This is a genomic window from Acinetobacter sp. AOR43_HL (assembly GCF_027854635.1).
GTDB lineage: Bacteria > Pseudomonadota > Gammaproteobacteria > Pseudomonadales > Moraxellaceae > Acinetobacter > Acinetobacter pittii.
The window spans coordinates 326230-340208 of the sequence record NZ_JAKTHX010000002.1 but is presented as its reverse complement, the minus strand read 5'-3'; the positions used below and the strand labels follow the sequence as shown (position 1 = coordinate 340208).

General features: G+C 41.8%; 12 protein-coding genes. 6 read left to right on the top strand and 6 right to left on the bottom strand.

Features of this window, described 5'->3' with window-relative positions:
* The first annotated feature begins 19 nt into the window (after positions 1 to 19).
* The 3 genes from trhP to abeS all read left to right on the top strand — a co-directional run bounded on the left by trhP (position 20) and on the right by abeS (position 2221).
* Positions 20 to 1390 (top strand): prephenate-dependent tRNA uridine(34) hydroxylase TrhP, encoded by a 1371-nt coding sequence (gene trhP, locus MKL33_RS01570; protein WP_270906340.1) that lies wholly within the window; start codon positions 20 to 22, stop codon positions 1388 to 1390.
* A gap of 2 nt (positions 1391 to 1392) precedes the next feature.
* Entirely contained in the window at positions 1393 to 1656 is a 264-nt protein-coding gene (locus tag MKL33_RS01565; protein ID WP_198306938.1) for a YfhL family 4Fe-4S dicluster ferredoxin, read from the top strand.
* 235 nt (positions 1657 to 1891) lie between these two features.
* Complete coding sequence (abeS, locus tag MKL33_RS01560) at positions 1892 to 2221, top strand: multidrug efflux SMR transporter AbeS (protein ID WP_003650669.1); 330 nt, start codon at positions 1892 to 1894, stop codon at positions 2219 to 2221.
* A 74-nt stretch (positions 2222 to 2295) separates the two neighbouring features.
* Here the strand turns inward: abeS and MKL33_RS01555 are convergent, their stop codons facing one another.
* From MKL33_RS01555 to MKL33_RS01535, 5 genes are all read right to left on the bottom strand, one after another.
* Positions 2296 to 3072: an ABC transporter ATP-binding protein gene (locus MKL33_RS01555; protein WP_151766947.1), complete on the bottom strand. Its 777-nt coding sequence runs from the start codon at positions 3070 to 3072 to the stop codon at positions 2296 to 2298.
* 9 nt (positions 3073 to 3081) lie between these two features.
* A complete protein-coding gene (locus MKL33_RS01550) occupies positions 3082 to 3795 on the bottom strand; it encodes an ABC transporter permease (RefSeq protein ID WP_270906339.1) in 714 nt (237 codons plus the stop codon).
* Positions 3792 to 4481 carry an ABC transporter permease gene (locus MKL33_RS01545; RefSeq protein WP_087399935.1) on the bottom strand — a complete coding sequence of 230 codons (690 nt, stop codon included), beginning with the start codon at positions 4479 to 4481 and terminating at the stop codon, positions 3792 to 3794. Before MKL33_RS01545 ends, MKL33_RS01550 begins: the two co-directional genes overlap by 4 nt.
* 91 nt (positions 4482 to 4572) lie before the next feature.
* Entirely contained in the window at positions 4573 to 5358 is a 786-nt protein-coding gene (locus MKL33_RS01540; RefSeq protein WP_005307073.1) for an ABC transporter substrate-binding protein, read from the bottom strand.
* 175 nt (positions 5359 to 5533) lie between these two features.
* The gene (locus MKL33_RS01535; protein ID WP_151821300.1) at positions 5534 to 6562 is read right to left on the bottom strand and encodes a LysR family transcriptional regulator; all 1029 of its coding nucleotides are present in this window, start codon (positions 6560 to 6562) and stop codon (positions 5534 to 5536) included.
* A gap of 201 nt (positions 6563 to 6763) precedes the next feature.
* Between MKL33_RS01535 and adeF the strand changes: the two genes are divergently transcribed.
* Genes adeF through MKL33_RS01520 form a run of 3 tightly spaced genes read left to right on the top strand, consistent with a single transcriptional unit; the run spans position 6764 to position 12658 of the window.
* Positions 6764 to 7984, top strand: a complete 1221-nt coding sequence (gene adeF / locus MKL33_RS01530; RefSeq protein WP_151821299.1) for a multidrug efflux RND transporter periplasmic adaptor subunit AdeF — start codon at positions 6764 to 6766, stop codon at positions 7982 to 7984.
* Between the two features lie 6 nt (positions 7985 to 7990).
* The gene (adeG, locus tag MKL33_RS01525) at positions 7991 to 11170 is read left to right on the top strand and encodes a multidrug efflux RND transporter permease subunit AdeG (RefSeq protein WP_267530804.1); all 3180 of its coding nucleotides are present in this window, start codon (positions 7991 to 7993) and stop codon (positions 11168 to 11170) included.
* A gap of 12 nt (positions 11171 to 11182) precedes the next feature.
* On the top strand, positions 11183 to 12658 hold the full coding sequence (locus MKL33_RS01520; protein WP_270906338.1) for an efflux transporter outer membrane subunit: 1476 nt from the start codon (positions 11183 to 11185) through the stop codon (positions 12656 to 12658).
* Between the two features lie 62 nt (positions 12659 to 12720).
* Here the strand turns inward: MKL33_RS01520 and glyA are convergent, their stop codons facing one another.
* The gene (gene glyA, locus MKL33_RS01515; protein WP_032052288.1) at positions 12721 to 13974 is read right to left on the bottom strand and encodes a serine hydroxymethyltransferase; all 1254 of its coding nucleotides are present in this window, start codon (positions 13972 to 13974) and stop codon (positions 12721 to 12723) included.
* Positions 13975 to 13979 lie beyond the last annotated feature (5 nt).

Sequence of the window (13979 nt, the reverse complement as noted above, 5' to 3'; positions counted from 1 at the left end):
TTTTTATGCCTTTTATTTTATGAAAACTGAGCTTCTCTCTCCCGCAGGTTCACTTAAAAACATGCGCTATGCTTTTGCCTATGGTGCAGATGCCGTATATGCAGGCCAACCACGTTACAGTTTACGTGTGCGTAATAATGCTTTTGATCATGACAACCTAAAAATCGGAATTGATGAAGCCCACGCTTTGGGCAAAAAGTTTTATGTTGTGGTGAATATTCAGCCACATAACAGCAAATTAAAAAACTTTATTCGTGATCTTGAACCAATTATAGCCATGCAGCCGGACGCACTCATTATGTCTGACCCGGGCTTAATCATGATGGTGAGAGAGCATTTTCCTGATGTGCAAATTCATCTATCGGTTCAAGCCAACGCTATTAATTGGGCCACTGTTAAGTTTTGGAAAGACTACGGTCTAAGCCGTGTGATTTTATCGCGTGAGTTATCTTTAGAAGAAATAGAAGAAATCCAGCAATATGTGCCAGATATTGAACTTGAAGTTTTTGTACATGGTGCTCTATGCATGGCCTACTCAGGCCGCTGCTTACTTTCTGGATATATGAATAAACGTGATGCCAACCAAGGTGCTTGTACCAATGCTTGCCGTTGGGACTATAAGTTGCATGAAACCCAAGAAGATGCAAACGGTGATGTGATTCCAGTTACTCAGCTCAATGAGTCAGAAAAGTCTTGCTGCTCATCAGCACAATCAGAAACAACCTCGGCTCAAACGCTGCTGGTACAACGCAATGATGAAGAAATGTTTGCTGCCGAAGAAGATGAACACGGCACCTATTTTATGAACTCTAAAGATTTACGTGCGGTACAACATGTAGATCGTTTAACAAAAATGGGCATCGCCTCACTAAAAATTGAAGGCCGTACTAAATCCTATTTTTACTGTGCCCGTACCGCCCAAATTTATCGAAAAGCTATTGATGATGCTTTAGCAGGCAAACCATTTGACCCAAGCTTAATGAACCAACTCGAAGGTTTGGCAAACCGTGGTTATACCGAAGGCTTTTTAAGACGTCATGTGCATAGCGAATATCAAAATTATGCTGATGGTTCATCACATTTTGACTATCAACAATTTTGTGGAGAGGTTTTAGAACGTCACGGTGATTATATTCGCATTGAAGTTAAAAACCGTTTTTTAGTTGGCGACTCACTTGAGCTGATGACGCCTCAAGGCAACATCACTTTTACTTTAACCGAAATGCGTGATTTAAAAGGTAACCCAATTACAGATGCTAAAGGTTCTGGGCATTTCGTTGAAATTCCACTCTCACAAGATGTTGATATCAGTTATGCCCTACTCGTACGCAATTTGCCGCATGCGAAAGAAAGTATTACTGCATCTACATTGGCTTATTCAGCGAGTTAAACATGGCACTTTTGATTACGAGTGACTGCATTAACTGTGATATGTGCTTACCTGAATGCCCTAACATCGCCATTTTTGAAGGGAGCAAAGTTTATGAAATTGATCCATACCGTTGTACCGAATGTATAGGCTTTTACGATGCGCCAACATGTAAGGCAGTTTGCCCTATCGATTGCATAAAACCAGACCCTGCGCATATTGAGAATAAAGAGCAACTTTTAGAGAAATTTAAAGGGTTAAATTTACTCAGCGAATCTATTTCTTAAAAAGACTATCGAGGATCAGGCTAAAGTTACTGATCCTCTTAAATGACTATGCAGATCAATGATTAAATAAATGAATAAATAGCTGAGAACACTTTGCTAGTGATAAAATCAATTTATCAGTTCAGTTTGATTTACTGGTCATTTTGTACCAAAAAAATTAAACAATCGTTAAAACTGCCAAACCATTTCAACATTTCATGTAGATTGATTAAAACTCATTCTGGCGCAGCTCCCCATGTCTTATCTTTATTTAGCAATTGCGATTGCTTGTGAAGTCATTGCAACTTCAGCTTTAAAAGCATCTCAAGGTTTTACTGTTCCTATTCCATCCATCATTACAGTTGTGGGCTATGCAATTGCTTTTTATTTATTATCTCTTACGCTAAAAACAATTCCGATCGGAATTGCATATGCCATTTGGTCGGGCGCGGGTATTATTTTAATTTCTGCAATTGGCTGGATATTTTACAAACAGCATTTAGATTTGGCGGCCTGTATTGGTCTTACTTTAATGATTGCAGGTATTATCATTATTAATGTGTTTTCTAAAAATACCCATCTATAAAATATAATTAAAAAAGTAACCGAGTAAGATGAAAATTCTTTTATAAAAATTTCACCTTACTCGGTATAAACAGCTTATTTCAAACTGCCCGTCAAAAATTGCTTTAAACGCTCACTTTTCGGATTGTTGAGTACTTCATCAGGATGGCCCTGTTCCTCAATTTTCCCTTGATGCAAGAAAATCACTTGATTAGACACATGACGTGCAAAGCCCATTTCATGTGTCACCACAATCATGGTACGGCCTTCTTCAGCCAAACTCTGCATAACCTTGAGTACTTCACCCACCAACTCTGGATCAAGTGCACTGGTGGGTTCATCAAATAGCATCACTTCCGGTTCCATTGCCAAAGCACGAGCAATTGCTACACGTTGCTGCTGACCACCAGATAAAAATGCTGGATATTTATTCTCAACACTTTCAGGCAATCCAACTTTACGTAGATATTTCCGCGCACACTCTTCTGCTTCAGCACGTTTTATCCCAAGAACATGAATTGGCCCTTCAATGACATTTTCAAGCACTGTCATATGTGACCATAAATTAAAGTGCTGGAACACCATCATCAGTTGAGTACGCATTTTTTGTAGTTGCTTTGGATCAACCACTTTTAAATTGCCTTTTTTATCAAAGACTGTGCGCAATTTTTCACCATTGAGTTTAATGGTGCCATTGCTCGGTTGCTCTAAAAAGTTGATACAACGCAGCAAGGTACTTTTACCTGAACCAGATGAACCAATAATACTAATCACATCGCCAGCATTTGCATCAAGTGATATCCCTTTCAATACTTCATGATCGCCAAATGTTTTGTGTAAATCACGAATCACTAGTTTTGCAACGTGTTCCATTTATGTCTCCTAATGATTCGATGGCTTTAAAAAGGCCAACCAACGTTTTTCCAACTTACGAAATATCCAAATCAAAATAAATGCCAACATCGCATATAACACCGCGGCAATCCCAAAAGCATTGAAAGTGTCATAAGTTGCCGCATTTACATCACGCGCAATTTTTAAAATATCTGGAACAGTTGCTGTAAATGCAATGGTTGTCGCGTGCAACATCAAAATGACTTCATTACCGTAAAATGGCAAAGCACGGCGTAACATCGACGGAATGATAATACGTGTGTAGAGTTTCCATTTTGACATTCCAAAAGCTTGGGCGGCTTCAATCTCGCCATGTGGAATAGAACGAATCGCTCCAGCGAAGATTTCAGTCGTATATGCACCAGTATTGAGCGCGAATGCCAAAATGGTGCAATTTATGCCCTCTCGAAAAAATGCATCGAGCGTCTGATGTTCATGGACGTAATCAAAGCTGTAAATACCTGAATAAATAATTAACAGTTGGATATACAGTGGTGTGCCACGAAAAACGTAGGTAAATAACCAAACTGGACCACGCAACCAAAGATTTTCTGATACTCGTGCAAGTGATAAAGGCACAGCAAGCACAAAGCCAATACCAATAGAAAGCACCAATAACCAAGCAGTCATCGCGACACCGGTCATCTGTATGCCATCCGTCCAAAGGTATGCCTGCCAATATTGTTGAAGGATTTCAATCATAATTGTCCCTTCCTCACACCAGCAGAATAACGACGTTCAAGCCACATTAAGATCAGGTTCGACACGGTGGTAATTGCCAAATAAATCGCAGCAGCCACGATGCTGAAAAAGAACAGTTGCATGGTACTTCTACCTGCATCTTGTGTAATTTTTACAATGTCAGTCAGGCCAATAATTGAAACCAGTGCAGTTGCCTTAATCAAGACTTGCCAGTTGTTACCAATGCCTGGCAATGCAAAACGCATCATTTGAGGGAATAATACACGTCGAAAAACCTGCCAAGGGGTCATACCATAGGCCTTTGCTGCTTCAATTTGACCCGTTGGAACAGATTGAAATGCACCACGAAAGGTCTCGGTAAAATATGCACCATAAATGAACGCTAAAGTAATCACACCCGCCACAAATGGATTGATATCAATCTGGTCCATTTGCAGTGCTTCAGTAATTTGGTTTAAACCTAACTGCAAGCTATAAAATAACAGCAGCATAATTACTAAATCAGGCACACTACGAATGAGCGTGGTATATGCGGTCGCAATATAGCGTAAAGCTTTAATATTAGAGAGTTTTGAACTCGCACCAATTAAGCCAATAATGACAGAAAGCAAAAGTGACAACAGCGCAAGCTGTATGGTCATCCATGTTCCGCTGAGAAGGAGTGGCCCATAGCCAGATAAAAACATGACTCATCTTCTCCTTAAAAACAATATCTAATATTGATGAGATGAGAATAGATTTTAAAATGTCGGCACTAAGCCGACATTTTTCACATCATTAGTAAATGTTAAAGGAGAAATATTTTTTCTCGAGTTTCTTGTATGTGCCATCCGCAATGATTGCTGCGAGAGCTTTGTCAATATTCGCTTTCAAATCTGCATCTTCTTTGCGTAAACCAATCGCTGCGCCTACACCCAATGTTTTTGCATCAACCACATTGCTGCCGACAAAAGTAAAGTTTTTGCCTTTTGGTTGTTTTAAGAAAGCACCATCAACCATGATTGCATCTTGTAAAGTTGCATCTAAACGACCTGACATCATGTCTTGATAAATCAAATCTTGGACTGGATAAGGTACAACAGTTACACCTTTTGTTGCCCAATAGGTTTTAGCATAAGTTTCTTGAATTGTGCCCTGTTGTACCCCTACACGCTTACCTTTCAATGATGCAGCTGTTGGTAATAACGGTGAGCCTTTTTTTGCAACCATACGTGTTGGTGTGTTGTAGATTTTGCTACTAAACAAAATTTGTTTCGCACGTTCATCAGTCACCGTCATTGATGAAAGAATACCGTCAAATTTTTTCGCTTTAAGTGCTGGAATCATCCCATCAAAAGAGTTTTCAACCCAAACACATTTGGCTTTGAGTTTTGCACAAATAGCATTACCCAAATCAACGTCAAAACCAGTTAACTTGCCATCTGGTGTTTTATATTCAAATGGTGCATAAGAGGATTCAGTACCAAAACGAATCACCTTCCAATCCTTTGCTTGAACATTCGTTGCAACAGCAGCCAAAACTAAGGTTGTTGAAACGAACATTTTTTTCATAAAGCTTGCCATCTTGAAGCTTCTCCTTAAAATCCAAATAAGGTGATAAAAACTTGAGTAATTTCTAAATTACTCTTCTGCCGAAATAATTGCAATTTCTATACCAGTAAATTAAGGATTTATGAAGATGTCAAAACAGCTGGTCGTATTACCTCATTAAATGTTGAAAAATCACTCAAATTTTAAGTTAGTTTTTGAGTGTGTAAGCCTCTGCCATATTTTCATTTTGAACCAATGTCCGGATGGTGTATTCATGGTTATGTTCTTTGGCACTGGCAAATTCACATTTTTGATCTAATGACATTGAGCAACCACTCAGCAATGGACAACCTGCAAATAATTCGGCTACCCAATCTACAAATACACGGACTTTAGGCGATAAATGACGGTTTTGTAGATAAACGACTGATATGGGCATAGGCGCAGGTAACCATTCAGTCAACACCTCTCTAAGCGCACCAGACTCTAAATGTTTTGCCACCATATAATATGGACATTGAATGAGGCCAAAACCTTGTACTGCCAAATCAATGTATGAATCACCATCATTGACAGAAACGCGCCCTTTCACGCCAACGCTGTGAATCTCCCCATCAACCATAAAATCCCAGTCGATATTACGCCCAGTACGACTATTAAAGTAATGCACGACTTGGTGTTTTTGTAGATCATCAATAGTTTTTGGTTCGCCATGTTCCACCAAGTAACGAGGTGCAGCAACCGTCACACACTGAATTGTTCCGATACGACGTGCCACCAAACTTGAATCTTTCAACTGACCAATACGAATGACACAATCCACCGCATCTTGTACCAGATCTACGGGGCGATCACTCATTCCAATTACCAAATCAATATCAGGATATTTAGAATGAAAATCACACAACATCGGAATCAGAATCAACCGCCCGATTGAAGCTTTAACATCAATGCGCAGTCGTCCTCGAGGCCCACGTTCTGAATCATGAAAAGTCGATTCAACGTCTTCGACATCGGCTAAAATTCGCGAAGTACGCTCATAATAAACCGCGCCATCTGGCGTCAAACTAAGTTTACGGGTGGTTCGGTTAAGCAATCGAACCTGTAAATGTTTTTCTAAACCCTGAATGGTTGTAGTCACGGAAGCACGCGGTAGGCCTAAACTGTCAGCCGCTAAACTGAAACTATTTGTTTCGACAACTTTGTTAAATACTTTCATGGCATGAAATAGATCCACACGCACACTCCTATCAATTAATGCATTTTTTCATTCAAACACATCAATTGTTATAAAAATACGAATAGTGTTATCGAATTTAATATATTTATTCGTGATTGACAAACTTTTATGCTCCGTCCATCCCATAAACCCTGTTTCTCCCATACGGACCATAATTAAAAGTCTGAAAACAGGTATCCAAATAAGTAGGAGCACCTCATGTCATTTTCCCGCAAACAGTTTGCGCTGTCTGCCATCTTTGTCGCCATTTTGGCAACGGGTGGCAGTTTTATGTTTTTACATGAAAATGCCGATGCAAAAGCTGCACCGACCACAGCTCAACAAGCTGCTACTGTTGATATTTCTAATGTCATCAGCAAAACCATTACCGATTGGCAAGAATATTCCGGTCGCTTAGAAGCCATTGATCAAGTCGATATTCGGCCACAGGTTTCAGGTAAACTCATTTCCGTACACTTCAAAGATGGCAGTCTGGTTAGAAAAGGCGAATTACTTTTTACCATTGATCCGCGTCCTTTCGAAGCAGAACTCAATCGTGCCCAAGCTCAACTCGCTTCAGCTGAAGCACAAGTGACTTATACAGGTTCTAATCTTTCTCGTATTCAACGTTTAATTCAAAGTAATGCTGTATCACGTCAAGAGTTAGATCTAGCTGAAAATGATGCACGCTCAGCCAGTGCCAACCTGCAAGCCGCTAGAGCAGCTGTTCAATCTGCACGTTTAAATCTTGAGTACACGCGCATTACTGCACCAGTCAGTGGTCGAATTTCTCGTGCCGAAGTGACTGTGGGCAACGTGGTCTCTGCTGGTAATGGAGCACAGGTTTTAACAAGTTTAGTCTCTGTATCTCGCCTTTATGCATCTTTCGATGTTGATGAACAAACTTACCTGAAATACATCAGTAATCAGCGTAACTCTGCACAAGTTCCTGTCTATATGGGACTTGCCAATGAAACTGGGTTTTCTCGTGAAGGAGTCATCAACTCAATCGACAATAACCTAGATACAACCTCAGGTACGATTCGTGTCCGAGCAACTTTCGACAATCCAAACGGAGTTTTATTACCGGGTTTATATGCTCGAATCCGTCTGGGTGGTGGTCAACCTCGTTCAGCAATTCTGATTAGTCCAACCGCGGTCGGCGTCGATCAAGATAAACGTTTTGTCGTAGTAGTTGATGCGAAAAATCAAACCGCTTACCGTGAAGTAAAACTTGGCACACAACAAGATGGCTTGCAAATCGTAAATAGCGGATTACAAGCGGGTGACCGTATTGTAGTGAATGGTTTACAGCGAATTCGTCCGGGTGACCCTGTGACCCCGCACCTCGTTCCAATGCCGAATGCGCAAATTACTGCTAACGCTACTCCTCCCCAACCTCAGCCAACAGAAAAAACATCAACTCCGGCAAAAGGTTAATCACATATGAATATTTCTAAATTCTTTATTGATCGGCCGATCTTTGCTGGTGTGTTATCAGTATTGATTCTACTTGCCGGTTTACTTTCGGTATTTAAATTACCGATTTCAGAATATCCGGAAGTTGTTCCACCATCTGTGGTGGTACGTGCTCAATATCCAGGTGCAAACCCGAAAGTAATTGCTGAAACTGTTGCTTCTCCGCTTGAAGAATCCATCAACGGCGTTGAAGACATGTTGTATATGCAGTCTCAGGCAAACAGTGACGGTAACTTAACCATTACAGTGAACTTTAAGCTCGGTATTGACCCAGACAAAGCTCAGCAATTGGTTCAAAACCGTGTATCTCAGGCCATGCCTCGTTTGCCTGAAGACGTACAGCGTTTAGGTGTTACTACGTTAAAAAGCTCACCGACTTTAACCATGGTTGTGCATCTGACTTCACCAGATAATCGCTATGACATGACCTACTTGCGTAACTACGCGGTGCTCAATGTAAAAGATCGCTTGGCTCGTTTACAAGGTGTAGGTGAAGTCGGTTTATTTGGTTCGGGTGACTACGCAATGCGTGTGTGGCTCGACCCACAAAAAGTAGCGCAACGCAATCTCACAGCAACTGAAATTGTGAGCGCAATCCGCGAACAAAACATTCAAGTTGCAGCAGGTACCATTGGTGCATCGCCAACAAATTCTCCTGTACAACTTTCAGTGAACGCTCAAGGGCGTTTAACGACTGAGCAAGAATTCTCAGATATCATTTTAAAAACTGCTCCTGATGGCGCTGTTACCCGCTTAGGTGATGTTGCACGCGTTGAACTTGCAGCTTCACAATATGGCTTGCGTTCATTACTCGATAATAAACAAGCGGTTGCTATTCCAATTTTCCAAGCGCCAGGCGCTAATGCTTTGCAAGTTTCGGATCAAGTGCGTAGCACGATGAAAGAACTTTCAAAAGATTTTCCATCTTCAATTAAATACGACATTGTTTACGATCCAACCCAGTTCGTACGTGCCAGTATTAAAGCGGTTGTTCATACCTTGCTTGAAGCGATTGCACTAGTTGTTGTGGTTGTGATTTTATTCTTACAAACATGGCGTGCTTCAATCATTCCATTACTTGCTGTACCAGTTTCAATTATTGGTACATTCGCGCTCATGCTTGCTTTTGGTTACTCGATCAATGCGCTTTCTCTGTTCGGGATGGTACTTGCCATCGGGATTGTGGTCGATGACGCCATTGTCGTCGTCGAAAATGTCGAGAGGAATATTGAAGCAGGCTTAAGCCCAAGAGATGCAACTTATCGCGCGATGAGAGAAGTGAGCGGACCGATTATTGCCATTGCTTTAACGCTTGTTGCCGTATTCGTTCCACTCGCCTTTATGACAGGCTTAACAGGCCAGTTCTATAAACAATTTGCCATGACCATTGCCATTTCAACAGTCATTTCGGCATTTAACTCCCTTACTCTATCTCCTGCTTTAGCAGCCATGTTACTGAAAGGACATGATGCTAAACCTGATGCATTAACCCGCCTTATGAACCGTGTATTTGGACGTTTCTTTGCGCTGTTTAACCGCGTATTTACCCGAGCGTCAGACAACTATGGTAAAGGCGTAAGTCGTGTTATCTCTCATAAAGCATCGGCAATGGGTGTATATGCTGCACTTTTAGGTTTAACCGTTGGTATTTCTTATATTGTTCCGGGTGGCTTTGTTCCCGCTCAAGACAAACAATATTTGATTAGCTTTGCTCAATTACCAAATGGCGCGTCTTTAGATCGTACTGAAGCTGTCATTCGTAAAATGAGTGACACTGCTCTTAAACAGCCTGGTGTAGAAAGTGCAGTTGCCTTCCCTGGCCTATCAATTAACGGTTTTACCAATAGCTCAAGTGCCGGTATTGTCTTTGTGACCTTAAAGCCATTCGATGAACGTAAGGCCAAAGACTTATCTGCAAATGCAATTGCTGGTGCGCTCAACCAGAAATATTCAGCCATTCAAGATGCCTATATTGCGGTTTTCCCACCCCCACCAGTGATGGGCTTAGGCACCATGGGCGGCTTTAAACTTCAACTCGAAGACCGAGGTGCCTTAGGCTATTCAGCATTGAATGATGCTGCACAAAACTTTATGAAAGCAGCACAATCAGCCCCTGAACTGGGTCCAATGTTCTCAAGTTATCAAATTAACGTACCTCAGCTGAACGTAGATCTGGACCGTGTAAAAGCCAAACAACAAGGTGTTGCTGTGACTGATGTTTTCAACACCATGCAGATTTATTTAGGTTCTCAGTACGTTAACGACTTTAACCGCTTTGGACGTGTTTATCAGGTTCGAGCACAGGCAGATGCCCCTTTCCGTGCTAATCCTGAAGATATTTTGCAGCTTAAAACCCGAAACAGTGCGGGACAAATGGTGCCTTTATCTTCATTGGTGAATGTAACTCAAACCTATGGTCCAGAAATGGTAGTTCGTTATAACGGTTACACATCAGCCGATATTAACGGTGGCCCTGCACCGGGTTATTCATCTAGCCAAGCAGAAGCTGCGGTTGAACGTATTGCTGCTCAAACTCTACCACGTGGTATTAAGTTTGAATGGACAGATTTAACTTACCAAAAAATCTTGGCTGGTAATGCAGGACTCTGGGTATTCCCAATTAGCGTTTTACTGGTGTTCTTAGTTTTAGCCGCTCAATATGAAAGTCTAACTTTGCCTTTAGCTGTAATTTTAATTGTACCGATGGGAATCCTGGCAGCTCTGACGGGTGTTTGGCTGACAGGTGGAGATAACAACATCTTTACCCAAATTGGTCTGATGGTACTGGTCGGGCTGGCCTGTAAAAATGCCATCTTAATTGTCGAATTTGCGCGGGAACTTGAAATGCAAGGTGCGACTGCCTTTAAAGCAGCAGTTGAAGCAAGTCGTCTACGTTTACGCCCAATTTTAATGACTTCTATCGCATTCATTATGGGTGTAGTCCCACTGGTTACTTCAACTGGCGCAGGTTCTGAAATGCGTCATGCCATGGGTGTGGCTGTGTTCTTCGGAATGATCGGGGTAACTTTCTTTGGTTTATTCCTGACTCCTGCCTTTTATGTCCTGATTCGTACATTGAATAGCAAACATAAATTGCATTCGGCGGCAGTTCATGAAGCGCCTTTATCTACCCCACATGATCATTAAGGAGGACATTTAATGGCTACAGCAAAACAAAGCTTGTTATTGTCCTCACTCATGGGAAGCCTGCTGCTTGCAGGATGCTCTTTAGCTCCGGAATATCAACCAGCAAAGGTAATAGTTCCCGTCAAATTTAAAGAGTCTGACCCTAAACTTGAAGACAATAATTGGAAAATTGCCCAACCTGCCGATCAGCAGATTCGAGGTGAGTGGTGGCGTGTTTTTAATGATGCTAAATTGAATGAGCTAGAACAACAAGCCATTTCTGGAAATCAGAGTCTTAAAGCGGCAGCGGCCAATATTCAGGCTTCACGTGCATTACGTTCCGCAGCACAAGCTGAACGTTTACCAAGTATTGGTGCTGGCTTTGGCCCAACTCGTCAAAAACCCTCTCCTGCTTCATTGGGTTTAGATGATAACGCTCATACATCTGCACAAACCTTATGGCGTGCTCAAGCGAATGTTTCATATGAGCTCGATTTATTTGGTCGTATCGCCAGTAGTGTCAATGCAGCAACAGCTGATGTACAGCAACAAGAAGCTTTATATCAGTCGGCACTTTTAGCTTTACAAGCAGATGTTGCCCAAGGTTACTTTCTCATTCGTCAGCTTGATGCTGAACAAGCAATTTATAATCGCACTATTAAATTGCTTGGCGAGACACGTGACTTAGTTCAAACACGTTTTAGAAATGGCTTAGTCAGTGAATTAGATGTTTCTCGCGCACAGACTGAACTGGCTACCGCCCAAACCAATGCACTGAACATTGCTCGTAATCGAGCTAATGCAGAGCATGCACTTGCAGTATTGTTAGGCAAAACACCTGCTGATTTTAGCTTGGCAATTGAACCTTTAACTGCAAACAGCCTCCGTTTGCCAGCCGGTTTACCTTCAGCTTTACTTGAAAGACGACCTGACATTGCTGCTGCCGAGCGTGCGATGGCAGCAGATAATGCGCGTATTGGAATTGCACGTGCTGCTTTCTTCCCAAAACTAGACCTGACAGGGGCACTCGGTTATGAATCATCAACTTTAGGTGATTTAGGTAAATGGTCGAGCCGTACATTCTTACTTGGTCCAGTCGCAGGCACTATTTTATCTTTGCCATTATTTGACGGCGGACAACGTAAAGCAGGAGTCGCTCAAGCGCGAGCTGCCTATGAAGAAAGCGTCGCAAACTATCGCCAAACTGTACTGAACGCATTTCGCGAAGTTGAAAATGGTTTATCTGACCAAAGAATTCTCGATCAGCAAATTCAGGCTCAAAGCCAAGCGCTATCTTCTTCTCGTCATGCAAATCAGCTTTCTCATCTACGTTATCGAGAAGGTGCGATTAGCTATCTTGATGTGATTGACTCGGATCGGACTATTTTGCAACAAGAGCAACTTTCTGCACAGCTTAACGGCACCAGAATGATGGCTAGTGTAAATTTAATCCGTGCATTAGGTGGTGGCTGGCATAATGCCGAGTCATCGGTAAAATCTGAAAGTTAATTCTTATCTAATTAACTTAATATAAAAAAAGCGCCATACGGCGCTTTTTTTATATTTACAACTTATTGTGCGTATACAGGGAATTTTGCACAAACAGTTTCAACTTTCGCTTTTACGTCAGCAATAACTTTTTCGTCACCTTTGCTGTCAATCACGTCAGCGATCCAACCAGCAAGTTCACGAACTTCAGCTTCACCGAAACCACGAGTTGTTACCGCTGGAGTACCGATACGGATACCAGAAGTCACAAATGGAGAACGTGGGTCATTTGGAACTGAGTTTTTGTTCACAGTAATGTGAGCAGCACCTAACCAAGCATCTGCATCTTTACCAGTTACATCTTGCTTGATTAAAGATAACAAGAATAAGTGGTTTTCTGTACCACCAGAAACAACGTCATAACCACGAGCGATTAACACTTCAGCCATAGCTTGAGCATTTTTCACAACTTGTTGTTGGTAAGCTTTAAACTCATCAGACATTGCTTCTTTGAAGCAGATTGCTTTAGCAGCAATCGCATGCATTAATGGACCACCTTGGTTACCAGGGAATACAGCTGATTGAAGTTTTTTCTCGATTTCTTCATTCGCTTTCGCAAGGATTAAACCAGAACGTGGACCACGAAGTGTTTTGTGAGTCGTAGTTGTAGTTACGTCAGCAATTTGAACTGGGTTTGGATATACGCCAGCAGCTACAAGACCTGCAACGTGAGCCATATCAACAAAAAGGTAAGCGCCAACTTTGTCCGCGATGTCACGGAAACGTTGCCAATCTACAACACGGCTGTAAGCAGAGAAACCAGCAACGATCATACGTGGCTTGTGTTCTAATGCTAAGCGTTCAACTTCTTCATAATCGATCTCGCCAGTTTCAGCGTTTAGACCGTATTGAACTGCATTATAAGTTTTACCAGAGAAGCTTACTTTAGCACCGTGAGTCAAGTGACCACCGTGAGCCAAGCTCATACCCAAAACTGTGTCGCCTGGGTTAAGAAGTGCTAGATAAACAGCAGAGTTAGCTTGTGAGCCAGCGTGTGGTTGAACGTTTGCGTAATCTGCACCAAAAAGTTCTTTAGCACGATCAATCGCCATTTGCTCAATGATATCCACATATTCGCAACCGCCATAGTAGCGTTTACCTGGATAACCTTCTGCATATTTATTCGTAAGTTTTGATCCTTGCGCTTCCATCACAGCAGGAGAGCAATAGTTTTCAGAAGCAATTAACTCGATATGTGCTTCTTGACGCTCACCTTCAGAAGCAATTGCTTGAGCTAATTCTGGATCAAATTCAGAAATGGAAATATTGGCAAACATTAGCG